This is a genomic window from Streptomyces sp. NBC_00385, assembly GCF_035917155.1.
Lineage (GTDB): Bacteria > Actinomycetota > Actinomycetes > Streptomycetales > Streptomycetaceae > Streptomyces > Streptomyces poriferorum.
This window is the reverse complement of record NZ_CP107951.1, coordinates 8,325,756-8,347,424: the sequence shown is the minus strand read 5'-3', so window position 1 is coordinate 8,347,424 and position 21,669 is coordinate 8,325,756. Positions and strand designations below refer to the sequence as shown.

The 21,669-nt window shown below is 72.2% G+C and carries 23 protein-coding genes; 14 read left to right on the top strand and 9 right to left on the bottom strand.

Going from position 1 to position 21,669, the window contains the following annotated elements:
- The first annotated feature begins 58 nt into the window (after window positions 1–58).
- Complete coding sequence (locus OG959_RS36885; protein ID WP_326665583.1) at window positions 59–1,573, top strand: hypothetical protein; 1,515 nt, start codon at window positions 59–61, stop codon at window positions 1,571–1,573.
- On the opposite strand, the gene OG959_RS36880 is transcribed toward OG959_RS36885, so the two are convergent.
- From OG959_RS36880 to OG959_RS36870, 3 genes are read right to left on the bottom strand one after another with little or no spacing between them, the layout of a single operon-like run.
- Window positions 1,542–2,789, bottom strand: a complete 1,248-nt coding sequence (locus OG959_RS36880; RefSeq protein WP_326665582.1) for a hypothetical protein — start codon at window positions 2,787–2,789, stop codon at window positions 1,542–1,544. The genes OG959_RS36885 and OG959_RS36880 overlap by 32 nt on opposite strands.
- Window positions 2,786–4,540: a lipopolysaccharide biosynthesis protein gene (locus OG959_RS36875; RefSeq protein ID WP_326665580.1), complete on the bottom strand. Its 1,755-nt coding sequence runs from the start codon at window positions 4,538–4,540 to the stop codon at window positions 2,786–2,788. Before OG959_RS36875 ends, OG959_RS36880 begins: the two co-directional genes overlap by 4 nt.
- Window positions 4,537–5,799 carry a glycosyltransferase gene (locus OG959_RS36870; protein ID WP_326665578.1) on the bottom strand — a complete coding sequence of 421 codons (1,263 nt, stop codon included), beginning with the start codon at window positions 5,797–5,799 and terminating at the stop codon, window positions 4,537–4,539. Before OG959_RS36870 ends, OG959_RS36875 begins: the two co-directional genes overlap by 4 nt.
- Before the next feature lie 215 nt (window positions 5,800–6,014).
- Between OG959_RS36870 and OG959_RS36865 the strand changes: the two genes are divergently transcribed.
- Window positions 6,015–6,461 carry an adenylyltransferase/cytidyltransferase family protein gene (locus OG959_RS36865; RefSeq protein ID WP_219568850.1) on the top strand — a complete coding sequence of 149 codons (447 nt, stop codon included), beginning with the start codon at window positions 6,015–6,017 and terminating at the stop codon, window positions 6,459–6,461.
- Here the strand turns inward: OG959_RS36865 and OG959_RS36860 are convergent.
- Together OG959_RS36860 and OG959_RS36855 are read right to left on the bottom strand one after the other, a co-directional pair.
- Window positions 6,430–7,161 (bottom strand): CDP-alcohol phosphatidyltransferase family protein, encoded by a 732-nt coding sequence (locus tag OG959_RS36860; protein ID WP_326665576.1) that lies wholly within the window; start codon window positions 7,159–7,161, stop codon window positions 6,430–6,432. The genes OG959_RS36865 and OG959_RS36860 overlap by 32 nt on opposite strands.
- A gap of 143 nt (window positions 7,162–7,304) precedes the next feature.
- Window positions 7,305–7,991, bottom strand: a complete 687-nt coding sequence (locus OG959_RS36855) for a ribonuclease H family protein (RefSeq protein ID WP_326665575.1) — start codon at window positions 7,989–7,991, stop codon at window positions 7,305–7,307.
- Window positions 7,992–8,182: 191 nt separating this feature from the next.
- Here OG959_RS36855 and OG959_RS36850 point away from each other — a divergent pair, with 191 nt between their 5' ends.
- From OG959_RS36850 to OG959_RS36840, 3 genes are all read left to right on the top strand, one after another.
- Window positions 8,183–8,365 carry a DUF6381 family protein gene (locus OG959_RS36850; protein WP_326665574.1) on the top strand — a complete coding sequence of 61 codons (183 nt, stop codon included), beginning with the start codon at window positions 8,183–8,185 and terminating at the stop codon, window positions 8,363–8,365.
- 184 nt (window positions 8,366–8,549) lie between these two features.
- Window positions 8,550–9,284, top strand: a complete 735-nt coding sequence (locus OG959_RS36845) for an SDR family NAD(P)-dependent oxidoreductase (RefSeq protein ID WP_326665572.1) — start codon at window positions 8,550–8,552, stop codon at window positions 9,282–9,284.
- 22 nt (window positions 9,285–9,306) lie between these two features.
- A complete protein-coding gene (locus tag OG959_RS36840; RefSeq protein ID WP_326665570.1) occupies window positions 9,307–9,825 on the top strand; it encodes an HAD domain-containing protein in 519 nt (172 codons plus the stop codon).
- Window positions 9,826–9,855: 30 nt separating this feature from the next.
- On the opposite strand, the gene OG959_RS36835 is transcribed toward OG959_RS36840, so the two are convergent.
- A complete protein-coding gene (locus OG959_RS36835; RefSeq protein ID WP_326665568.1) occupies window positions 9,856–10,725 on the bottom strand; it encodes a UbiA family prenyltransferase in 870 nt (289 codons plus the stop codon).
- 117 nt (window positions 10,726–10,842) lie between these two features.
- On the opposite strand from OG959_RS36835, the gene OG959_RS36830 reads away from it, so the two are divergent.
- The 7 genes from OG959_RS36830 to OG959_RS36800 all read left to right on the top strand — a co-directional run bounded on the left by OG959_RS36830 (window position 10,843) and on the right by OG959_RS36800 (window position 16,382).
- Window positions 10,843–11,898 (top strand): type III polyketide synthase, encoded by a 1,056-nt coding sequence (locus tag OG959_RS36830; RefSeq protein WP_326665566.1) that lies wholly within the window; start codon window positions 10,843–10,845, stop codon window positions 11,896–11,898.
- A 12-nt stretch (window positions 11,899–11,910) separates the two neighbouring features.
- The gene (locus tag OG959_RS36825) at window positions 11,911–12,432 is read left to right on the top strand and encodes an isoprenylcysteine carboxyl methyltransferase family protein (protein WP_326665564.1); all 522 of its coding nucleotides are present in this window, start codon (window positions 11,911–11,913) and stop codon (window positions 12,430–12,432) included.
- Window positions 12,429–13,442 (top strand): NAD(P)/FAD-dependent oxidoreductase, encoded by a 1,014-nt coding sequence (locus OG959_RS36820; RefSeq protein ID WP_326665562.1) that lies wholly within the window; start codon window positions 12,429–12,431, stop codon window positions 13,440–13,442. Before OG959_RS36825 ends, OG959_RS36820 begins: the two co-directional genes overlap by 4 nt.
- A gap of 148 nt (window positions 13,443–13,590) precedes the next feature.
- Window positions 13,591–14,376 carry an SAM-dependent methyltransferase gene (locus tag OG959_RS36815; RefSeq protein WP_326665561.1) on the top strand — a complete coding sequence of 262 codons (786 nt, stop codon included), beginning with the start codon at window positions 13,591–13,593 and terminating at the stop codon, window positions 14,374–14,376.
- A gap of 28 nt (window positions 14,377–14,404) precedes the next feature.
- A complete protein-coding gene (locus tag OG959_RS36810) occupies window positions 14,405–15,037 on the top strand; it encodes a class I SAM-dependent methyltransferase (RefSeq protein ID WP_326665559.1) in 633 nt (210 codons plus the stop codon).
- Between the two features lie 166 nt (window positions 15,038–15,203).
- A complete protein-coding gene (locus tag OG959_RS36805; protein ID WP_326665557.1) occupies window positions 15,204–15,551 on the top strand; it encodes a DoxX family protein in 348 nt (115 codons plus the stop codon).
- 138 nt (window positions 15,552–15,689) lie between these two features.
- Window positions 15,690–16,382 (top strand): hypothetical protein, encoded by a 693-nt coding sequence (locus tag OG959_RS36800; protein ID WP_326665555.1) that lies wholly within the window; start codon window positions 15,690–15,692, stop codon window positions 16,380–16,382.
- A gap of 33 nt (window positions 16,383–16,415) precedes the next feature.
- Here OG959_RS36800 and OG959_RS36795 read toward each other — a convergent pair whose 3' ends face one another.
- The gene (locus tag OG959_RS36795) at window positions 16,416–16,922 is read right to left on the bottom strand and encodes a MarR family winged helix-turn-helix transcriptional regulator (protein WP_326665553.1); all 507 of its coding nucleotides are present in this window, start codon (window positions 16,920–16,922) and stop codon (window positions 16,416–16,418) included.
- Window positions 16,923–17,040: 118 nt separating this feature from the next.
- Here OG959_RS36795 and OG959_RS36790 point away from each other — a divergent pair, with 118 nt between their 5' ends.
- Window positions 17,041–17,454: an organic hydroperoxide resistance protein gene (locus OG959_RS36790; RefSeq protein ID WP_326665551.1), complete on the top strand. Its 414-nt coding sequence runs from the start codon at window positions 17,041–17,043 to the stop codon at window positions 17,452–17,454.
- 54 nt (window positions 17,455–17,508) lie between these two features.
- Here the strand turns inward: OG959_RS36790 and OG959_RS36785 are convergent, their stop codons facing one another.
- Together OG959_RS36785 and OG959_RS36780 are read right to left on the bottom strand one after the other, a co-directional pair.
- Window positions 17,509–18,267 (bottom strand): IclR family transcriptional regulator, encoded by a 759-nt coding sequence (locus OG959_RS36785; protein ID WP_326665549.1) that lies wholly within the window; start codon window positions 18,265–18,267, stop codon window positions 17,509–17,511.
- A 109-nt stretch (window positions 18,268–18,376) separates the two neighbouring features.
- Window positions 18,377–19,021 (bottom strand): DUF1345 domain-containing protein, encoded by a 645-nt coding sequence (locus OG959_RS36780; protein ID WP_442805702.1) that lies wholly within the window; start codon window positions 19,019–19,021, stop codon window positions 18,377–18,379.
- Between the two features lie 243 nt (window positions 19,022–19,264).
- Between OG959_RS36780 and OG959_RS36775 the strand changes: the two genes are divergently transcribed.
- Window positions 19,265–21,598, top strand: coding sequence for an FdhF/YdeP family oxidoreductase (locus OG959_RS36775; RefSeq protein ID WP_326665547.1), 2,334 nt, complete (start codon window positions 19,265–19,267; stop codon window positions 21,596–21,598).
- The last annotated feature ends 71 nt before the right edge of the window (window positions 21,599–21,669 follow it).

Here is a 21,669-nt window from a genome sequence, read left to right as displayed (position 1 = left end):
AAGTGGGTTGATTCGCTAAGGTGTTCACAGGCGCGCAGGCTCACGGAACGGGGAGACGATGACGTCCGTGCACCAGGCACCGCCGTCCGCGCCCGTCCGGGGGGACGGCCCGCGCCATCCGGTCGAGCCGCCCGCCAGGCCGATGTCCTGGGCGATGCTCTCGCGGGCGATGGCCGTGCCGCTCATCCTGGGGCTGGTCTGCTTCCTGCCGGCCCTGATCGCCGCCCAGCCCGGGACCGGATCCCGGGACACGGCGTACTGGCTGCAGCTCGTGCTGACGTGTTACGCCGGCGCGCGGCTCTCGACCATGATCCTCTCCACCCGGCGGCGGCTGCTGCAGGGCGTCTTCTGGATGTTCGTGTACATCGCGATGGGAGTGGCTCCGTTCGCCCAGGCGGTCATCGGTCAGACGCCGACGCCGGTGGTCGGGCCGCGCGCCGATCTGGTCACGGCGATCGCCCTGATCCTGGTGGGGTGCGCCGCCTTCGACCTGGGGGCGCTGCTGGCATCCCGGCGTCCGCTGCGCCGGCGCACCACGGCCCGCGGGGGCCGCGGCCCGGCCACGGCCCATCCGGTCAGACTGCGGCTGCTGGTACTGCTCGCCTTCGCGGCGAGCGGCTACTACGTGCTGAAGCTCGGCGGGCCCGGCGTGTTCTTCTCCAGCAGGCAGGAGATCAGTGCCTCGGTGGCGGAGAGCGGCGTCGCGTCCGGGGAGTCCAATGTGGGCTCGGCGTTCCTGAAGGGCTTCGGCACGGTTCCGGCCCTGCTGGCGCTGCTGTTCTACACCCGTCGGCTGGTGACCTCGCGCCGGGCCCGGCGCTCGCCGTCCACCGTCCTGGTGTGGATCGCGCTGGCCGGGGTGAACCTGGTCGTGAACAACCCGATATCCAACGCCCGTTACTGGTTCCTGACGGTGCTGGTCTCGCTTCTGTTCACGGCGTTCCCGAGCAGCGCGGCGATGTACCGCTCGGTGCTGGCCATGGGGGTGGTCGGCGCCCTGGTGCTGTTCCCGTACGCGGACAGGTTCCGCTACGACGACTCCGGGTACCGGCCGGTCCAGTCGTCGTCGGTGTTCGAACCGCTGGCCACCAAGGACTACGACCAGACGGTGATGTTCGCCAACACCATCTCGTGGGTCGACACCCGCGGCCACACGTACGGCCGCCAACTCGCGGGCTCCGCGTTCTTCTTCGTGCCCCGGGCGGTGTGGAGCGGGAAGCCGGAGGACACCGGGGTGCGCGTCGGGCAGTGGATGGGGATGAACATGACGAACCTCTCCGCGCCACTGTGGACCGAGCTGTGGGTGGACTTCGGGGCACCGGGCCTGATCGGCGGGTTCGCCCTGATCGGTTACGCGACGGCTCGCACCGACCGCCGCTATGCGCGGGCGGTGTCGCGGGACGGTCCGGGGCCCGGCAGTGTCCTGGCGATCACGGCGCCACTGATCGCGGGATACACCTTCATCCTGTTGCGCGGTCCCCTGCTTCAGGCCGTCGGGAAGCTCGCCATCGCGGCGCTGTGCCTGGCCCTGATCACGAGTTTCACGGGCCGGAGCCGACGGCGGTCGCACTGACCGGGGCGTGACCGCGCTCGCCCCGTCGGGTCAGCCGCGCCACCCGGGTCCAGGTGGCGACCGCCTTGCAGACGGATCCCAGGCACAGGCCCCAGGCGGCGCCCATCACTCCGCCGGCCAGATAGCCGCCGGCGAGGAAGGCGACGGCGGCGAGGGAGAAGACGACCTGGATGGAGAGCGTGGTGCGCGGATCGAGCAGCCTGAGCGCCAGCAGTCCGCAGGTGCCGACGGCCATCGCCGCGTACTGGCTGCCGGTCGCCGGGAGCAGCGCCGCCGCCGTCGGCCAGGTGTCGCCGAGCAGATGACGGCCGGCCGATCCGGGGAGCAGGGCGAGGAAGGTGGCCCAGCCCGCGGCGGTGAGCGCCAGCACTGCGGCCAGGGCCGCGGTGGCCCGCACCCTGAGCCGATCGGTGGCGAGCCGCCCGAGGAGCGGGGGGCCGAATCCGGTGGCCGAGGTGTACAGCACGTTCAGCGGGCCGAAGAGCGTGGTGGCGCCGCGCAGGGCGCCGACGACGAGGGGATTGCCGACGGCGCCGAGCCCGAGCACGGAGAGCTGGCTGGTCGCGTTGCCCACGCCGAACTCGACGACGAACCGGCGGCCCAGGTGCCCCTTCCCCAGCAGGGGCCTCAGCCGGACCGGTGTACCCGCCGTCCTGCGGTGCAGCACGGCCGCGGACAGCAGGAAGGCGGGCAGGGCGGAGAGGCCCCAGACGATGACCAGCCGGGCCGCCGGGGTGCCGTGCGGCTGTACGGCCAGCGCGCCGAGGACGCAGACGAGCCGGAGCGTGTCGGAGGCCAGCGCCAGGTGCTGGGCCTGCAGTGTGGCGAAGGCGTAGCGGGCCGTGTCCTGCGCGAGGACGACCGGCAGTACGAGTCCGAGCATCGCCGCGGCGCGTGCCGTCTCCCCCGGTAGCAGCGCGCAGACCGCGGCGAGCAGGCCGCCGATGGCGGCCGAGACCAGCAGGGTGAAGCCGACCGCTGACCGGCAGGCACCACGGGTCCCGTCGCTCGCCGCCCCCCTGCGCAGCACCAGGGGCTGTCCGGTGTAGGCACCGGACACCCCCAGCAGTACGGAGAAGACGAGGTAGACGGCGGAGAAGCGGGCGAAGTCGGCGACGGTGGAGAGCCGGGCGGCCACCACCAGGACCAGGATGTTGGTGAGCGCCGCCACCCCTTGGTCCGCGACCGAGCAGGCGACGGCGGTGCGCGCCCTCATCTGTGTCCCGCGGTGCTGCTGTGGTCGCTGCCGCCGCCGCGCCCGCCGCTGTCGAGCGTGCGCAGGCCGAGTGTCTGGGTGGGATCGCCGGTGTGGGTGACGTCGTCCGCCCGGTCGGGGCCGTCCGTCTCCGCTTCGTCGTCGGAATCACGGCCGTCCGGGGGTACCGGCCGGCCGCGGCCGCGGCGTTTGGCCGCCTTCCGGCGGGCCCGGCGCTCCAGGCGCCCGTAACCGGGGTGGAGCAGGGTGCCGAGGACGGATCCGCCCGCGGCACCGATGATCTCGCGGATGCGCTCCAGGTCGCTGCGGTGCACCTCACGCGGGTCGCAGACCACGACGACACCCTCGACACGGTCGATGAGGGCGACGGCGTCGGCGTACGAGAGCACGGGCGGGGCGAGCACGATGACGACCGCTCCCGGCCGGCCGCCCTCGGCGAGGATGCGGCTGACGGGGGCGGAGGTCAGGGCACGCGGCACGTTGTCGGTGCGGCGGCCGGCGATGAGCGTGAAGGCCCCCGATCCGGGCACGTCCACGTTGGTGCGGCTGTCCGAGGGCCAGCCGCGCCCGTCGCGTTCGGCGGCCCAGCTGGGCCTGCCTGCGCGTCCCACCGCGCCGAGCGCCCCGGCCAGGGACGGGGCCCTCAGATCTGCCTCGACGAGCAGGACGTCGCGCCCCATCTCGGCGAAGGCGGCCGCGAGGTTGGCCGCCGCGGCCGTCGCCATGTCGTTGTCGCCGCGGGGCGCCGTGACGAGGATCCGGCGGCGCTCGGTGAACGAGGGGTCGTACGCGAGCCGGAAGGCCACCGCCCGGTACTCCTCGGCGAGTCTGCTGCCGCCGCGTCCGATGGCGAGCAGCGTTCCGGCCGCGGCACGTTCTCTGGGCAGGGTCCCGAGCAGCGGGGCGCCGAGCGAGCGGACGAGTTCCCTGGTGGAGCGCACGGCGGGATCGAAGACGAGCCGTACCCAGGACAGCAGCAGGCCGAGCGCGAGTCCGACGACGCCGCCGAGCCCGAGAAGCAGCGGCAGCCCGGCGCCACTGGGTTGCTCGGGTGCGACGGGCTTCTTGTTGAGATAGCCGGGTGTGGTGTCCAGAGCCCGCAACTCGGAGATCTTCTGGCTCAGTTCGGAGATGGAGACGATGAGGTTGGCCCGTGCGCTGGTGACGTCGTTGCCCACCGTGCCGGTCTCCTGCTCGGCCAGCCTGTCGCGCTGTTCGGTGAGCGGCTTCAGCTGGGCACGATAGCCGTCGACCATGTTGTCGATGCTGTTCTCGGTGCGTTCCCGGCGTATCTCCAGGTAGGCCTCGGCGAGCGCCTGGGCGCGGGCCTTCGCCTCTTCGGGGGTGCGGCCGGTGTAGGAGAACCTGAGGACCAGGGTGTTGGGCGGGTTGGTGACCTGGAGCCCGGAGAGCAGCGTCCCCACGTCGACGGCGTCGCCGGACTTGGTCAGCGAGCCGACGGCGACGGTGCCGACGGCGTCGCTGACCGCGGTCTGGCGCTCGGAGCCGATGTTGATGCCCTTGTCGGCCGAGGCACCGGCGGCGAAGGGGTCGGACGTGGCGGAGCGTACGGACACCTCACCGGTGGAGGTGTAGGTGTCCTCGCCGCCCAGGGCCAGCCAGCCGGCGCCGAGCAGTCCGACGACGACGCCGCACGCGAGCAGGGTGCGGTAGCGCAGGAGCTGGCGGAACTGGTCCCTCAGCAGCGCGGGTTCGTCCTGGTCCTCCAGGGCGCGGATCGGGTGGGTCATCGGCGGTCTCTCCCTTCGGCGTCCTGAAGGACCTCGGTGATCAGTGCGTCGAAGCGGGCGAGACCTGCTTCCCGGCCGAGATGGCGGGCTACGTACCGCGGCCCGTTGGAGCCGAGTTCGTCGGCGCAGGAGGGTTCCTCGACGAGTTTGCGGACCGCCGCGAGCACCGCGGCCGGGTCCTCCGGCGCGACGAGGAGCCCGGCGCCCGAGCGCTGCACCTCCTGGGCCGTGCCGCCCCCGTCGGCCACGGAGGCGATGACGGGGCGGCCGGAGACGAAGTACGAGGTGAGCTTGGAGGGCACGCTCATGTCGAGCACGGACGCGCGCTGGGTCACGGCGAGGACGTCGGCGGCGGCCAGGACGTCGGTGAACTCGTCCGCGCCGGCGGGCGGCAGGAAGTCGAGGTTGGGCAGGCCGGAAGCACGGGCCAGCAGGGCGTCGCGCTGATTGCCGTCCCCCATCAGGACGACGCGTATCTCCGGGGCGAGCCGCGCCGCGTCGACGAGGACCTCCAGTCCCTGTTTCAGCCCCATGTTGCCGGAGTGCAGGACCACGGGTGTGCCCTCGCGCCAGCCGAGGCGGGCCCTGGTCGTGGCGCGATCCGCCGAAGGGGCCTGTACGTGGGTCCAGTTCGGCACCAGCCTGATCCGTTCCGGGTCCACTCCGTAGGCGGTGACCCGGGGGACGAAGCTCTCGTGGATGACGCCGACCAGCGTGGCGGCCCCCAGCGCGTACCGCTCGGCCCGTGACGCCAGGGCGGCTGCCCTGCCCCCGCCCCGGATGCCGCTCTGCGCGGCGGCGGCGCCCATCAGGTCCTGCACGACGGGGATGTAGGGGATGCCGTGGCGGCGGGCCAGCCGGGCGCCGATGACGCCGCCGGCCAGGCTCGGCAGCTGGGCGATCACCGCGTCGGGCCGCAGCGCGGGCGGGGCGGCGAGACCGTGCGCGAGCACGCTCGCCTCGAAAGCGGCTCTGCGCAGGGCGCTCTGACGGGGCGGCACATAGTGTCTTCGCCGGTGGACGGTGACACCCGCGCGCTGCTCCTCGGCCCGCCACACCCCCCGGTAGGCCGCCTCTGTCCGCCAGGACGGGTAGTGCGGCATGCCGGTCAGCACATGGGTGTCGGCCCCGGAACGGGCCCAGTGCTCGGCGAGCTGGGCGGCGTACGGGCCGATGCCGGTGAGCTCGGGTGCGTAGTTCGTGGAGACCACCAGCAGACGGCGGCCGTCGAGCGGCTTGCGGTGCTCTTCTTCTGGCATCGGACGATCGCCTTCCCCCCGGAGCCACCTGTGTTCCCCCCAAGGAACAGCCCCAAAAGTGAGCTTATCCGTTCACGTGATGCGCAAGTGGTCTTCACAGTAAGGTCGTTGCACCATCAACACCGATACCGATATCCCACCGGACCGGATGCCATGTCCGGACACCATCCGATGGGACTCGGACATCACGTTCACACCGTGGGGGGAGAGAACGGATGGTGCACAGGGTCGGCTACGCGCCGGGGGTCTACGACCTGTTCCACATAGGCCACCTCAACATCCTGCGGCATGCCCGCAGTCAGTGCGACTACCTGGTAGCGGGGGTCGTCTCGGACGAGATGGCGGCGCTCGCCAAGGGGCACAAGCCCGTCATTCCGCTGCCGGAGCGGTTGGAGATCGTCCGGAGCGTGCGGTACGTGGACGCCGCCTTCGTCGAGACCGTCCCGGACAAGGTCGAGACCTGGCAACAGGTCAGGTTCGACGTCATCTTCAAGGGGGACGACTGGCGCGACACGGAGAAGGGCAAACGGCTGGAACGCGACTTCGCCGAGGTCGGTGTGGAGGTCGTCTACTTCCCGTACACCGTGCACACGTCCAGCACCCAGCTGCGCCGGGCGCTGGACACACTGGTCAGTCTGCCCGGAGCGCTCTCAGCTCCCTGAACCATTTACCGAGGAACGCCACGAGGAACAGCGCGTGCACGGCGGCGAGTACGGCGTATCCGGTCCGGAACGCCGTCTCGTCGCCGAGCAGCAGGAACACCAGGCAGAACACGCCGTAGTCGGCCGGCAGCAGCACCACGGCCCGCAGCCGGGAGACGGGCCCGGCCGGCGCTCCGCCGGAAGGTGCGGACCGGGCGGCGGCCTTGCCCAGCTGCTCGCGCAGCAGCCCGGCGCAGAACGTGAGCACCGCGACGAACAGGAAGCCGAGCGGCAGCAGCAGCCAGGCGTCGGATCCGGGACCGAAGTAGCGGTGGAACGAGATCAGTACGGCGGTGTGGACGAGGATCATCTTCGCGCAGTCGACGACATGGTCCAGCCATTCGCCGTCGGGGCCGCCGCGGCCGGTCAGCCGGGCGAGCTGACCGTCGGCCGAGTCGAGGGCGAACCCCACGGCGAGCCCCAGGTAGACCAGGACCGCCAGCCCCCAGGTGGGGCGTGCCAGAGCCACCGCCGCAATGGCGGCAAAGGTGAACGCCGCACTCACCAGGGTGACCTGATTGGGTGTCATGCCAAGTCGGTACGCAGCCGCCGCAAAGACCCGCCCGCCCGGCCGGTTCACGTACCGGGAGTAGAGCGACACCCCCTTGGCCGACTTCTGCGCCCCGCGCAGTTCACGCAGCACCGTGCCCGTGCTTTCCATACGCCCCCCAGCGTGTCGCCGTTCCCCACAGCTCCGGCGGCAACTCGGACCGCGCCGCCGGAGCCGCATCATGGCACGCGTGCCCCCTCACGGGGGCGGGATCTCCGGGACCCGGCCGGGAGGGGTGTCCTGCCGGATGCCCGTCAGGCGGTGGCGGTCCGGCACTCCGGGTGGCCCCAGCCATGGTCGTTCTTGGCGATCATGTCCTTGGCCGCGTACGGCTTTCCGCAGTGGCACCGCCCGGAGAACTTGGCGCGGATGGTCGCTCCGGCCCGGGCCGCGCTCCCCGCCTTCTTCGTCGCGGCGCCGGTCCGCCGTCCTTCCGTGGCACGGGAGGGTGCGGGAACCGGGAGGTCCGCGGAGCCCTGCGAGGTGCCCGCCGCGCGCTGCGCGACGGCCACTTCGCTGGCGGCCTGGTCGGCCAGGGCGTTCAGCGGGTCACCGTCCACCTGGTGGGCCGGCACGTAGACGAACTCCACGCTCCGGCCGGTCAGCAGGGAGTCGATGCGGGCCACCAGGTCGCGGTTGGCGACGGGCTTGCCCGCCGAGGTCTTCCAGCCGTTGCGCTTCCAGCCCGGCAGCCACTTGGTCACGGCGTTCATCGCGTACTGCGAGTCCATCCGGACTTCGAGCGCGACGGCCGGATCGAGTGACTCCAGCAGTTCCTGCAGGGCGGTGAGCTCGGCGACGTTGTTGGTGGCGGTGCCCAGCGGACCGGCCTCCCACCGCAGCGGCCTGCCCGCCGCGTCGGCCACCACATAGGCCCAGGCGGCCGGCCCCGGATTACCCTTCGACGCCCCGTCACACGCGGCGATCATGCGCTCGTTCATACCCCTGATCATGCCAGCGTCCGGAGGCCCGGATCACGCCGGTTCCGCTCCCGGTGTCCGCATCGCGTCGGCCCTGCGTCGTACCCGCCCCACCTGCCACTCTCACCGTACGTGACGCTTCGGGGTGCGCTGCTCACGCAGCGCTGCTTCCCTGAGGGGGCCCGCTCTTCCCTACCGTTCAAGGAGCGACGATGAGCGTTGCAGGAGAAACCGGCCGAGCCCAGCAGATGCGCGAGAAGGCCAGGCACATGACCGAGGCCGCGGAGCGCACGAGCGATCCGGAGCAGCGGCGCCGGCTCCAGGAGAAGGCCCGGAAGCTGCAGGAGCAGGGCGAGCAGCAGAGCGTCCGGAGCGGCAGCGACCGCCCCGTGTAGTCACCGCACACGCGGATGACGGGCTGCCACCCTTCCATGAGGGGGTGGCAGCCCGTCGGCATGCCCGCGCCGCGCCTGCCCCCGGACACCGAAGGCCCACCGGGAGAAAGCTGATCACCGCTCCCTACGATGGGTCCTCACCGAGGACGTCACGTCGTCGTCGCACAGGAGCAAGGGGCCTTGCATGAGCCGTCAGCCGGTCACCGTGGTCACAGGTGGCAGTCGCGGGATCGGAGCAGCCGTCTGCCTGCGTCTGGCGGCCGACGGTCATCACGTCGCCCTGGGCTACCGCTCCGACGCGGCTGCGGCCGAGGCCGTCGCCGCGGCCGCACGGGAGGTGGGCCGGCGCTGTGTGACGGTGCGGATGGACACGACCGACGAGGCCGGCGTCGACCTGCTCTTCGACACCGCGGCGGCCGAGCTCGGCCCGGTCACGGGTCTGGTCAACAACGCCGGGGTCGGCGGCCCGCTGGGCCCGCTGGCCGATGCCGACGCGGCCGGGCTCCGGCGCGCCCTCGACGTCAACGTCGTCGGCTACCTGCTCTGCGCGCGGCGTGCCGTGCGCGACATGAGCCGGTCGGGCGGCGGGGCCATCGTGAACATGTCGTCGGCGGCCGCCACGCTCGGCAGTCCGGGCGAGTACATCCACTACGCCGCGGCCAAGGCAGCCGTGGACACGATGACCATCGGGCTGTCCAAGGAGGTGGCGGAGGCGGGCATCCGCGTCAACGCGGTCGCCCCCGGCATCATCCGAACCGGTTTCCACGCGGACCCGGAGCGCCCCGACAAGGCTGCCGCCGGGATCCCCCTGGGCCGGCCGGGAGAGCCCGAGGAGATCGCCGGCGCCGTCGCTTGGCTGCTGTCCGAGGACGCCTCGTACGCCACCGGGGCGATCCTCAGGGTGGCGGGCGGTCGCTGATGTCCCGTTGTACCGTGCGGCGGTGACCGGTCCCGGCGGGCTTCCGCTGCTCTTCCTCGACGTCGACGGCCCCCTCGTCCCGTTCGGCCCGCGCGCCGGCGGGCACCCCGTCTTCCCGGGAGCGCCGGGTCCGCCGGAGGCCGGGGCGCATCCGCTGCTCGACAGGATCGACCCGGCGCTCGGGCCCCGGCTGGCCGCGCTCGCGTGCGAGCTGGTCTGGGCGACGACCTGGGCGGACGAGGCGAACGAGGTCGTCGCACCGCGTCTCGGGCTGCCGGATCTCCGCGTGGTCCCCTGGCCCGCTCCTTCGGACGAGGACGAGCGGGACACACGGGCGGGACTCCGCTGGAAGACGCGCACGCTCGTCGGCTGGGCCGCGGGGCGCGCCTTCGTCTGGGTGGACGACGAGATCACCGAGCGGGACCGGCTCTGGGTGGCGGCCCACCACGGCGGACCGGCCCTGCTCCACCATGTCGATCCCGGGCTCGGCCTGACCGAAGCCGACCTGCGGCTGCTCGACGTCTGGCTGCGCACGGTCTGAGGGCGCACGGTGTGCGGCCGCGTGTCCGGGTCACACCGGGGCGGTGCCGCGGACCAGCAGGAGCGTCACGTCCGCCGCCGCGACCACGGCCGCCGCGGCGAGCGGCGCTTTGCGCCAGGTCCGGGCAAGCAGGAGCCCCGCGAGAGCCGCGGGCGCCGCGACGGCGAGCGTGACCGCTCCCCAGGGCCCGGCCGGCCCGGCCGGGCCGAGGGCCAGGACCACCGAGGCCACCACGAGGGGAACCGGAAGCAGCAGCCCGGTGGCGGCGGGGCCCAGCCGGTGCGGGAGACCGCGCACACCGCTGCGCAGGTCGTCCTCGATGTCGGGCAGCACATCGCCCAGATGGGCCGCCAGGCCCAGCAGGGCGCCCGCCGTCACCGCCCACCACGTCGGCCCGGGGCGGCCGGGCAGGGCCAGCGCGGCCACGGCGGGCAGGGTGCCGAACCCGATGACGTAAGGAAGCCAGGACAGCGCTGTGGCCTTCAGCTTCAGGTTGTACGCCCAGGCGGCCGCCACCGCCGTCAGATGCACCGCGCCGGCGAGCAGGCCGCAGGCCAGGGAGAGGGGAACGCACAGCAGCGCGGCGGTGAACGCCGCCGCCCAGACCGTCCTGCGGCTCACCGAGCCCTCGGCCACGGGTTTGCCGGTGCGTCCGGCGGCGGCGTCCCGCCGGGCGTCGAAGGCGTCGTTGCACCAGCCTACGGAGAGCTGGCCGCTCAGCACGGCGGCGACGAGGACGGCGCACCGGACACCGTCGAGGCCGACGCCCACGCCCAGGGCGCCCGCGATCGCGGTCACGGCGACGACCGGCCCCGGATGGCAGGAGCGGGCCAGGCCCGCCGTACGGCGGAGCGGCAACGTGGTCGGAGCGTAGGCGCGAGAGGGGTCCTGAGTGCCCATCACGTGATCGTAGGTACTCCGGACACCGCAGACTGACAGCCGCACGGGTTGTCTGCGGTGTTCTGTCCCCGGTTCGGGGCAGGGATGGGCCATGACGCCTGACAAGCAGGGCCCGGGATGACCCGGATCGCAGCCGTGCACGGCACCCTGGCCCCGTACCGCCACACCCAGCGCGAGGTCACCGACATGGTGGCCCGTACCTGTCTGCCGCCGGGGGCCGACCGGCGGGTCCTGGACCGGCTGCACGAGAACGCCCGGGTGCGCAGCCGCACCATGGTGCTGCCGCTGGAGCGCTACGCGGAGCTGGACGGTTTCGGGGACGCCAACGACGTGTTCATCAAGGAGGCCGTGAACCTGGGCGCCGACGCGGTGCGCGGTGCGCTGCGGACGGCGGGGCTGCGGCCCGCCGACGTGGACCTGCTGATGTTCACCTCGGTGACCGGTGTGGCCGCTCCCTCCGTCGACGCCCGGCTCGTGGGGCGCCTCGGTCTGCGCCCGGACGTGAAACGGCTGCCGGTCTTCGGGCTCGGCTGTGTCGCCGGGGCCGCGGGGATCGCCCGCCTCCACGACTACCTGCTCGGCCGGCCCGACGACGTGGCGGTCCTGCTCTCGGTCGAGCTGTGCTCCCTCACCTTCCAGCGCGGCGACGCGTCGCCCGCCAATCTGGTGGCGACCGCGCTGTTCGGTGACGGCGCCGCCGCCGTGGTGGCGCTCGGCGAGGGCAGGGCTGCCCAGGCGGGTCCCGAGGTGGTGGCCACACGCAGCCGGATGTACCCCGACACCGGGCACGTCATGGGCTGGGACATCGGCGACTCGGGCTTCAAGGTGGTGCTCGATCCGGGCGTTCCCGATGTCGTGCGCCGCTATCTGGCGGACGACGTGGGCGACTTCCTGTCCGAGCACGGACTCAAGCCGAAGGACATCGCCCACTGGGTGTGCCACCCGGGCGGGCCCAAGGTGCTGGAGACCGTCACCGACGTCCTCTCGCTCCCCGACGGCGCGCTCGACGTCACCTGGCGTTCGCTGGCCGACGTGGGGAACCTGTCGTCGTCCTCGGTGCTCCACGTCCTGCGGGACACACTGGAGCAGCGGCGGCCCGAACCGGGTTCTCCCGGGCTGCTGATCGCCATGGGACCCGGATTCTGCTGCGAACTGGTGCTGCTGCGCTGGTAGGTCGGAGGACACATGATCTGGTACACGGCACTGGTGCTGGCGGTGGCGGGCGAGCGCCTCGCCGAACTCGCCGTCGCCCTGCGCAACACGCGCTGGGCGCTGGCCCGGGGCGGAACGGAGTCGGGCCGCGGTCACTATCCCGCGATGGTCGCCCTGCACACGGCGCTGCTGGCGGGGTGTCTGGCCGAGGCCGGACTGGCGGACCGGCCGTTCGTGCCGCTGCTCGGCTGGACGATGGTGGCCGTGGTGGTGGCCGCGCAGGTCCTGCGCTGGTGGTGCATCCGGACGCTCGGCCACCGGTGGAGCACCCGCGTCATCGTGGTGCCGGGGCTGCCGCTGGTGACGGGCGGCCCGTACCGTCTGCTGCGCCACCCCAACTACGTCGCCGTGGCCGCGGAGGGTCTCGCGCTGCCGCTGGTGCACGGCGCGTGGGTGACCGCGGTGGTCTTCACGGTGCTCAACGCGGCGCTCATGGCCGTACGGGTCCGGTGCGAGGAGGCGGCCCTCGCCTCCGCCGGGGGCGTGCCGGCGTGATCGATCTCCTCATCGCGGGCGGCGGCCCGGCCGGTCTGGCGGCGGCGATCCGGGCGGCCTCGCTCGGTATGGAGACCGTGGTGGTCGAACCCCGCGCCTCCCCCGTCGACAAGGCGTGCGGCGAGGGCATCATGCCCAGTGGGGTGGCGGCCCTGCGCTCCCTCGGCATCGAGGTGTCCGGCCACCCCCTGCGCGGGATCCGTTACGTGGACGGGGCGCGGAGCGCGGCGGCGGCGTTCCGCGGCCGGTCCGGGCTCGGGGTGCGCCGGACGGCACTGCACACCGCGTTGCACGCGCGTGCGGTGGAGCTCGGGATCCGGATCGTGCCGGGGAAGGCAGGGGAGGTTAGCCAGAGCGATGACCGGGTCGGGGTGTGCGGGCTCACCGCCCGATGGCTGATCGCCGCCGACGGGCTGCACTCGCCGGTCCGTCGTGGGCTCGGCCTGGACGGGCCCGGGAGCGCCGTGCGCCGTTACGGGCTGCGCCGGCACTACAACGTCGACCCGTGGACGGAGTTCGTGGAGGTGCACTGGTCCCGGCACGGTGAGGCGTACGTGACACCGCTCGGGGACGGCCTGGTGGGTGTGGCGGTGCTCAGCGGGAAGCGTCGTGCGTACGAGAGCCAGCTGGCGGACTTCCCCCGCCTGGCCGCCACGCTGCTGGGCCGGGAGGCCGGTGCCGTGCGCGGCGCCGGGCCCCTGCGCCGGCGGGCGCGCAGCCGGCGGGCGGGACGGGTGCTGCTGGTCGGCGACGCCGCGGGCTACGTGGACGCGCTGACCGGTGAGGGGGTCGCGCTGGCCGTGGCGACGGCCGGTGCGGCGGTGGACGCGCTCGCCGCGGGCCGTCCGCAGGACTACCCGGCCAACTGGGCCCGGCTGACCCGGCGTCATCGACTGCTCACAGCGGGTCTGTTGTCGGTGGCCCGCCGTCCCGCCACCGCCCGGTTGATCGTCCCGGCCGCGCATCGGGCTCCGGCCCTGTTCGGCGCCGCGGTGCGCGCACTGCAGTAGACGCCGCGCCGTACCGGGTTCCGCTCCGGTGCAGGCCACCGGCCCGGCGGGCTTCCTGGTGCTCCCCAACACCGCATGATCATCGGTAAGTTGCTGTGGCAGACTTCACCGCAGACACGGTTTCACCTCATCTGCAACGGAGCTCGCCATGACGGCAGGGACGTCCCAGCCCCCGATAGACACCAGCAGGCCGCAGTCGGCGCGCGTCTACGACGCGCTCCTCGGAGGCAAGGACAACTACCCCGTCGACCAGGCGGTGGCGGAGCAACTGCCCATCGAGGCGAAGATCGGCGCCCACCAGAACCGCGCGTTCATGAACCGCGCCACGGCGTGGCTGGCCGGGCAGGGTGTCGACCAGTTCCTCGACATCGGTACCGGCATTCCGACCGCGCCGAACCTCCACCAGATCGCCCAGGAGATCAACCCGGCCTCACGGGTGGTCTACTGCGACAACGACCCCATCGTCCTGCGGCACGCCGAGGCACTGCTGATCAGCCGGCCCGAGGGCGCCACCGACTACGTCCCGGCGGACGTCCGTGAACCCGGCACCATCATCGAGGCGGCCCACAAGGTCCTGGACTTCCGGCGCCCGGTGGCCCTGTCGATGCTCGGCCTGCTGCACTTCCTGCCCGATGACGTGGACCCGGTCGGCATCGTCCGGACCCTGACGGACGCGCTGTCCCCGGGCAGTTATGTGGTGCTGTCCCAGGGTGCGTCCGACGTCAATCCGGAGCGGGGGCAGCAGGGGGCCGACGAGTACGACAAGGGCGGCATCCGGCTGGCGCTGCGCACCCGGGCCGAGTTCGCCCGGTTCCTGGACGGGCTGGCCGTCACCGAGCCGGGCCTGGTCACGGCGCCCGAGTGGTTCCGCGACACGCCCGCGCCGGAGCCCGAGCACAGCGGGCTGTACGTGGCCGTCGCCCGCGTACCGTAGGTACACCCGGAGAGGAAGGGGATCCGCCATGGATTCGGACCGGCACCCCACCGCAGCGTCGGTGTTCGACGCTCTCGGTGCCGACTACGAGCAGGCGTTCGGCGGATCGGCCGCGCACCACGCCTCGTTGGGGTCCCTGCTGGAGCGGCTCGCTCCGGGCAGCCGGGTGCTGGACATCGGCTCCGGTACGGGACGGCCGACCGCGCAGAGCCTCGCCGACGCCGGCCACGAGGTGCTCGGCGTCGATGTCTCCCCCGTCATGGTGGACATCGCGTCCCGGCAGGTGCCCGGGGCGGAGTTCCGGTGCGCCGATGTGCGTGATCTGACTCTGGAGGACGGGAGTTTCGACGCGGTCTGCGTGTACTTCTCGCTCCTCCAGCTGTCCCGTGCGGAGCAGACCGACGTGCTGCGGCTGGCCGCCCGGGCGCTGCGGCCCGGCGGCCATCTGGCTGTCGCGACGGTGCCGCTGGACATGGAGGGCGTGAGCGGCACGTTCATGGACCAGGCGGTACGGGTGACCAGTTTCGGCGAGGAGGCGTTCACCGGGGTGGTGACGGCGGCCGGGTTCACGGTCCTGGCCCGGGAGAGCGTCCTGTTCACTCCGGACCATCCGACGGCCTTGCCCGAGCCCCAGCTGTTTCTCCTGGCGCGGCGGACCTGACGGAGTGGCGCCGCGGGGCGTGTTGCCCCGCGGCGCGGGACGTACCCGGAAAAGAATCTTCGCGGACGTGTCACGTTTTCCCGTCGGGGCGTTTCAGTGCAGTGCCGGACCGGCCACCGAGGCCGGTGAGAACACCCCGGCACCCGCCCGCTGAGGAGCTCCCCACATGTCCGTCGCCCACGTCGTCGTCACTCTCGTCGCTGCCGCCATGGCCGGCTACTCGGCCGGCGCCCTGCTGTTCCGCGCCCAATGGGTCGTCCAGGCCCTGACCGACTACAGCGTCCCGCGCTCCTGGTGGACGTGGCTCGGTGCGGCCAAGGCCGCCGGGGCCGTGGGTCTGGTCGCCGGGCTGTTCGTCCCTGCCGTCGGCGTCCTGGCCGGTTCCGGACTGGTGCTGTACTTCGCCGGTGCGGTCGTCACGGTGATCCGGGCCCGCTGGTACACGCACATCCCCTTCCCGCTGGTGTACGCGGCGCCGGTCGTCGGGGCCATGGTCCTCGGCCTCGCGGCCTGAACCCGGCGGCTCCCTGCCGGGGCGGCGCCCGGGCAGGGAGCCGGACGCCGCCGGGCGGGGCTGCCCGTGGCGGAGATGCCGAACCCCTCCCGAGGACATAGCGTCCAGGTGGCTCGTACCGCACGTCGGGAGGCGCTGATGCGGAAGACGGATCGCCCTCGGCCCAGCGCCTCCCGCGGGCCCGCGCAACGAGCGGCGGGCGAAGGTGGCGCAGCCGCCTCCCGGCACACGCCGGCGTTCACCCGTACGGCCGCACGTTGCGCGTCGGCCGTACTGCTCGCCGGCTCGCTCGTGCTCGCCGCCCCGGCCCCGTCGTCGTACGCGGGCGCTTCCCCCGCCCAGTCGTCCGGCAGCCGTGAGACGGTCGCCGAGGGGTGCGACGAGGGTCCCGCGGCATGCCACGGCGGCGTGAAGTGGCTGTACCGGTACAACTACTCGCTGGGTGTGCATCCGTTCACCAGTCCCCACGAGGTACGCCGGCAGCTCACCGACCACTTCTGGCTGTTCCCGGTGAGCGGCGCGTGTCCGGCCCGGATCCGGCCTGCGGACGAGTGCGATCTGCTGGGCGGAAACCCGGTCCGGGTGGAGGCCGTCGGCGCCACCCGGTTGCAGATCGCGACCCTTCCCGGTCACGACCTGGGCGACGGCCTGCACATCCGCTTCGCCTTCAGCCGCACGTTCGGCTTCCACTATCTGGCCGTGAGCGCCTGGCAGGACCGGCCGACCCGTTGCACGCGGAGCACCCCGTGCGCGGTGGCGAGCCGTGCGGGCGCCTGGGCGCTGTGGAAGGTGCTGTCCGCGACACTGGCGGTCACCGCGTACGCCGCCTGACCGGCCCCGCACCTCGCGTGGGAGCTGTGGGAGCTACAGGGCGTCGGCGCCGTCCCGCCCCTCCGCGGTGGCCGCCGCGTCGAGTGCGGAAGTGAGCCGGTCGAGGCGGTCGCGCAGTTCGCTGATCTCATCGAGGCCGAAGCCCGTCGCGGCGGCGATCCTGCGGGGTACGAGCAACGCCCGCTCACGCAGAGCGGTGCCCTCGTCCGTGAGCCGCACCTGCACCGAGCGCTCGTCCCGGGCGCTCCGCTCACGACGCACCAGGCCCGCCGCCTCCAGCCGCTTGAGCAGCGGCGACAGCGTGCCGGAGTCCAGCCGCAGGTGCTGGCCGAGCGCCTTCACCGGGAGCTCTCCGTGCTCCCAGAGCACCAGCATCACGAGGTACTGGGGATAGGTGAGCCCCAGATCCCTGAGAAGGACCCGGTAGACACTGCCGAAGGCGCGCGAGGCGGCGTTCAGGGAGAAGCAGATCTGCTTGTCGAGGCGGAGGTAGCCGGCCTCGGGCGGGTCCTGGCGGGCGGTGCTGGGCGTGGCGGTCATGGATTCAGCATAGCGCCGGACACCCCATTTGATTGTGCACAACTAAGTTGTGTGCTTCACTTCAGAGGCAGCGGCCGGAGCCGCCGCGGTACACCACCTTCGAGAGGAACCGGTTTCCATGGAATCGATCTACACCGCCGTCGCCACCGCCACCCACGGCCGTGACGGCCGCGCCGTCAGCTCCGACGGCAAGCTGGATCTGGAGCTCGCCATCCCCGTGGAGATGGGCGGAAACGGTGAGGGTACGAACCCTGAGCAGCTGTTCGCCGCCGGGTACGCCGCGTGCTTCGCCAGCGCCCTGGGCCTCGTGGGCCGTCAGGCCAAGGTCGATGTCACCGACGCCGCCGTGACGGGCGAGGTCGGCATCGGCAAGCAGGGCGAGGGTTTCGGGCTCGCGGTCACGCTGCGCGTGGAACTGCCCGCGTCGGTCGACGAGGCCACCGGTCGCAAGCTCGTCGAGCAGGCCCACCAGGTCTGCCCGTACTCGAACGCGACCCGCGGCAACATCCCGGTCGAGCTCGTCATCGAGTAGCCGAGCCGCCGGGCACCGCGTGCGCGGCGGTGGACGCGGGAGGAGCCCCCGGGCTCACCCGGGGAGCGAGAGCCGCCTGGACACGCGGATCGCTGACGACAGCAGCCCTTCACGGACCTGGTCGGACCGGTACATGCGGTCCGACCGGAAGGAGATGCCGAGGGACCCGATCTGATCGCCGCTGTACACGGGCACCGCGATACAGGTCGTACCCCGGGCGTACTCCTCGCGGTCCATCACCAGCGGCGCCGCCGACGAGGCGTCCAGCTGCCGGAGCAGCTCCTCCCGGTGCGTGATGGTCCTGGGTGTGAGCCCGGTCAGGGAGTGCCGCGACAGATACTCGGCCCTCGCCTCCCCGTCCAGCTCCCGCAGCACGCTCTTGCCGAGGGCGGTCGCATGCCCGGCATCCTCGAAGCCCACCCAGAGGTCCACCCGCGGAGTCCTGGCGCTGTCGACGATCTCCATCACACGGATCTCGCCCTCCTCGTACAGCGTCAGGTAGACAGCGGCCGAGAGATCGTTCCGCAGTGCGGTGAGCACGGGACGGACACGCTCGTGCAGCGCGCGGCCGTCGTGTACGGCGCCCGGCGCGGTCCCCGTGTCGGCGAGGACGTACGCGCCGTCGCCCAGGTCGGTCACGAACCCGTCCCGGGCCAGTCCGGGCAGCAGCTCGGACACCGTGACCGGGGGAAGCCCCGCTTCCCGGGCCAGCTGTTGCGCGGTGGCCCCGCTCCCGTGCGCCCCGACGGCCTCCAACAGGCGGAGAGCACGTCTGACGGCCGCGACAGGCTCAGGACCGGCTTGGTCAGCCATGTCCCCAAGCATCACCCCGGTACCCGGGAGTGGCAAGGCGTCCCCGCCGCGGGGCACCGGGAGCCCCCTCTGCGCGCGGCCCCGGCCGGCCCGCCCCGCCGCCCCCGGGTCAGCCCGTGACGATTCCGGCGACGAGGTTGATGGTGGTGGCGAGGATGCTGGCGCCGAAGACGTACGACAGCAGACAGTGCCTCAGGACGATCGCGCGGAGCGCGGTGTCCGACACGTTGGTGTCGGACACCTGATAGGTCATTCCGAGGTTGTAACTGAAGTAGAGAAAGTCGACGTAGCGCGGCGGGTCTTCGGAGTTGAAGTCGATCCCGCCCTTCGGCCCCCGGTGGTAGAGGTACGCGTAACGGGTGGCGTACATCAGATGGAGTGCGGCCCAGGCCATGAACACGCCGCACAGCGCGGTCGCGGCCGCGGCGTGGCTCAGGTCCGAGCGGCCGACCACGAGCAGCAGCACGATGCCGACCAGCCCGCACAGAGCCGCGGCGACGACGACGAGTTCCTCCGCGACCGGGCGGAACTCCTCCCGCCGGGCGTTGCGATGGGTGGTGGCGGGGTCCATGGGCCACAGAACGAGCCAGCCCGCCACGACGAACAGCGTCTCCGCCGCGGTGATGCCTGCGAGCAGACCCATCGGGTGGTTGGTCAGCATGCCGACGGCCACGCCGATCACCGCTCCGGCGAACGCCGAACCGGCGAGTCGGGGAACGGCTGACAGTGGCAGCAAACGCCTGGGGGACTTCAAGATCGACCCCCTGGCCGGCTCGATGAAGGTCTCGGACGTCCCGTGCGGTCACGGGCCGCCAGGACGCCGCGAAGATCGTCGTCCCGTGGCAGTACAACCCGATTCCGCAGCGGTCGCCACAGGGCACGACGGACCGCCGCCGAGTGCCGGAGCCCGGCGTGGCGAGGGTCCCACGGGTCGGATGGCAGGGGTGTACCCCCGGGCGTAGCCTGCCGGAAAACGTCGTTCTGCCAGCCACCCCACATGGTTGAAGGGTCGAGGAACTTGAGCGCCAACAGTGACAGCCAGGAACCCCGGGAGCCCGAGATCGGGCCAGCCCCGGACGCGAAGCCCGAGTTCCGCCCCTACCACCACCCCGCGGCGGGCTGGGGCGCGGCCAGGAGCGTGAGCCGCTTCCTCGTACGCGAGGGCGCGCTGGTGGACGGGCCGCGGGCGATCATGCGGATGAACCATGAGAACAAGGGCTTCGACTGCCCCGGATGTGCGTGGCCCGACGACACCAAGGGCCTGCATCTCGACATCTGTGAGAACGGCATCAAGCACGTCACCTGGGAGATGACCCGCAAGCGGGTCGGTCGCGAGTTCTTCGCCGCCCACTCGGTGACCGAGCTGTCCGGATGGAGCGACTACGACCTGGAGAACCAGGGCCGGCTGACCGAACCGATGGTCTACGACCCCGGGTCCGACCACTACGTCCCGATCAGCTGGAAGGACGCGTTCGAGCTGGCCGGGCGTGCCCTGCGCGAACTCGACAGCCCGGACCGGGCGTCCTTCTACACCTCGGGACGGCTCGGCAACGAGGCCACGTTCCTGTACCAGCTGATGGCCCGCGAGCTGGGCACGAACAACCTGCCGGACTGCTCGAACATGTGTCACGAGGCGAGCGGCCGTGCCCTTCAGGCCTCCCTGGGCACCGGCAAGGGAACCGTCGACCTCAAGGACTGGGAGTCCGCCGACGCACTGTTCATCCTGGGGGTCAACGCCGCCTCGAACGCCCCCAGGATGCTCACCGCCCTGGCCGAAGCCCACCGCCGCGGCGCCCAGATCGTGCACGTCAACCCACTGGTGGAGGCAGCGGCCACCCGCACCATCGTCCCGCACGACTTCACGGACATGGCCCTGTTCAAGCCCACCCGGACCAGCACCCTGAACCTGCAGCCTCGCATCGGCGGCGACATGGCGCTGCTGCGCGGCATGGCCAAGGCGATCCTGGAACAGTCGACGACCGATCCCAAGGCGCTGGACCAGGAGTTCATCGACCGGCACACCGCCGGATTCGAGGAGTACCGCACGGTGTGCGCAGCCACGCCGTGGGGGGAGATCGAGACCCAGTCCGGGCTGAGCCGCGCCGACATCCTGAAGGCGGCACGCGTGTACCGCGAGGCCGACCGTTCCATCGTCAGCTGGTGCCTCGGCCTCACCCAGCACGAGCACGGGGTGGACACCGTCCGGGAGGTGGTCAACCTGCTGCTGCTCCGCGGCAATCTGGGCAGGGAAGGGGCGGGCCCCTCCCCCGTACGAGGACACAGCAACGTCCAGGGCAACCGCACCTGCGGTATCGATCACCGCCCCACCGACGCGTTCCTGGACCGTCTCGGCGAGGTCTGCGGCATCGAGCCGCCCCGCGAGCACGGTCTGGACACCGTCCGCACCATCCGGGCGATGCACAGCGGCGACGTGAAGGTGTTCGTCGGCATGGGCGGCAACTTCGCCCTGGCCGCCCCCGACACCCCGTACACCTACGAGGCGCTGCGCGCCTGCGACCTCACCGTCCAGGTGAGCACCAAGTTGAACCGCAGCCATATCGTCCACGGCAGGCAGGCACTGATCCTCCCGTGCCTGGGGCGTACCGAGAAGGACCATCAGCGCAAGGGGATCCAGAGCACGTCCGTCGAGGACTCGATGAGCATGGTCCATCTGTCGATCGGCATGAAGCGGCCGGCCTCACCCCACCTGCTGTCCGAACCGGCCATCGTCGCCGGCCTGGCGCGCGCCGCTCTCCCCGGCAGTGCCACGCCGTGGCACTGGTACGTCGAGGACTACGACCGGATCCGGGACACGATGGCCCGGGCGCTCGACGGCTTCGAGGACTTCAACCGCCGGGTGCGCCTGCCCCTCGGCTTCCGGATCAAGCAGCCCGCCCGGGAACTGGTCTTCCGCACCCCGTCCGGGCGGGCCGAGTTCTCCGCCGCCGCGCTGCCGGACGTCGTCCCCGCCGCCGGCACCCTGGCCCTGGGGACCATGCGGTCCCACGACCAGTGGAACACCACCATCTACTCCGACAACGACCGCTACCGCGGCATCAAGAACCTGCGCACGCTCGTCTTCATGAACCGGGCCGACATGCGCGAGCGCGGCATCGACGACCTCGGCCCCGTCGACATCACGAGCACGGCCAAGGACGGCAGCCGACGGTCGCTCAACGGCTACCTCGCGATCCCCTACGACATCCCCCGCGGCTGTGCGGCCGGCTACATGCCGGAGATGAACGTGCTGTGCGCGCTCAGCGACTACAGCACCCAGAGCGACCAGCCGATCATGAAGCACGTCAAGGTCACCATCGGCCCCGCCGCCTGAGCGGGAGGCCGGCGGAGGGCCTCCGGCCGGCAGGAGTCGCCGCGCAGGCCCGCCGGCACCAGCACCGGCAG

Coding starts and splice junctions, on each gene's coding strand:
- OG959_RS36835 (WP_326665568.1), bottom strand. CDS start 10,725: ATGGGCACTCAGGACCCCTCTCGCGCCTACGCTCCGACCACGTTGCCG.
- OG959_RS36805 (WP_326665557.1), top strand. CDS start 15,204: ATGTCCGTCGCCCACGTCGTCGTCACTCTCGTCGCTGCCGCCATGGCC.
- OG959_RS36795 (WP_326665553.1), bottom strand. CDS start 16,922: ATGACCGCCACGCCCAGCACCGCCCGCCAGGACCCGCCCGAGGCCGGC.
- OG959_RS36785 (WP_326665549.1), bottom strand. CDS start 18,267: ATGGCTGACCAAGCCGGTCCTGAGCCTGTCGCGGCCGTCAGACGTGCT.
- OG959_RS36880 (WP_326665582.1), bottom strand. CDS start 2,789: ATGAGGGCGCGCACCGCCGTCGCCTGCTCGGTCGCGGACCAAGGGGTG.
- OG959_RS36800 (WP_326665555.1), top strand. CDS start 15,690: ATGCGGAAGACGGATCGCCCTCGGCCCAGCGCCTCCCGCGGGCCCGCG.
- OG959_RS36790 (WP_326665551.1), top strand. CDS start 17,041: ATGGAATCGATCTACACCGCCGTCGCCACCGCCACCCACGGCCGTGAC.
- OG959_RS36870 (WP_326665578.1), bottom strand. CDS start 5,799: ATGCCAGAAGAAGAGCACCGCAAGCCGCTCGACGGCCGCCGTCTGCTG.
- OG959_RS36810 (WP_326665559.1), top strand. CDS start 14,405: ATGGATTCGGACCGGCACCCCACCGCAGCGTCGGTGTTCGACGCTCTC.
- OG959_RS36860 (WP_326665576.1), bottom strand. CDS start 7,161: ATGGAAAGCACGGGCACGGTGCTGCGTGAACTGCGCGGGGCGCAGAAG.
- OG959_RS36885 (WP_326665583.1), top strand. CDS start 59: ATGACGTCCGTGCACCAGGCACCGCCGTCCGCGCCCGTCCGGGGGGAC.
- OG959_RS36865 (WP_219568850.1), top strand. CDS start 6,015: ATGGTGCACAGGGTCGGCTACGCGCCGGGGGTCTACGACCTGTTCCAC.
- OG959_RS36855 (WP_326665575.1), bottom strand. CDS start 7,991: ATGAACGAGCGCATGATCGCCGCGTGTGACGGGGCGTCGAAGGGTAAT.
- OG959_RS36850 (WP_326665574.1), top strand. CDS start 8,183: ATGAGCGTTGCAGGAGAAACCGGCCGAGCCCAGCAGATGCGCGAGAAG.
- OG959_RS36775 (WP_326665547.1), top strand. CDS start 19,265: ATGGTTGAAGGGTCGAGGAACTTGAGCGCCAACAGTGACAGCCAGGAA.
- OG959_RS36875 (WP_326665580.1), bottom strand. CDS start 4,540: ATGACCCACCCGATCCGCGCCCTGGAGGACCAGGACGAACCCGCGCTG.
- OG959_RS36845 (WP_326665572.1), top strand. CDS start 8,550: ATGAGCCGTCAGCCGGTCACCGTGGTCACAGGTGGCAGTCGCGGGATC.
- OG959_RS36825 (WP_326665564.1), top strand. CDS start 11,911: ATGATCTGGTACACGGCACTGGTGCTGGCGGTGGCGGGCGAGCGCCTC.
- OG959_RS36830 (WP_326665566.1), top strand. CDS start 10,843: ATGACCCGGATCGCAGCCGTGCACGGCACCCTGGCCCCGTACCGCCAC.
- OG959_RS36815 (WP_326665561.1), top strand. CDS start 13,591: ATGACGGCAGGGACGTCCCAGCCCCCGATAGACACCAGCAGGCCGCAG.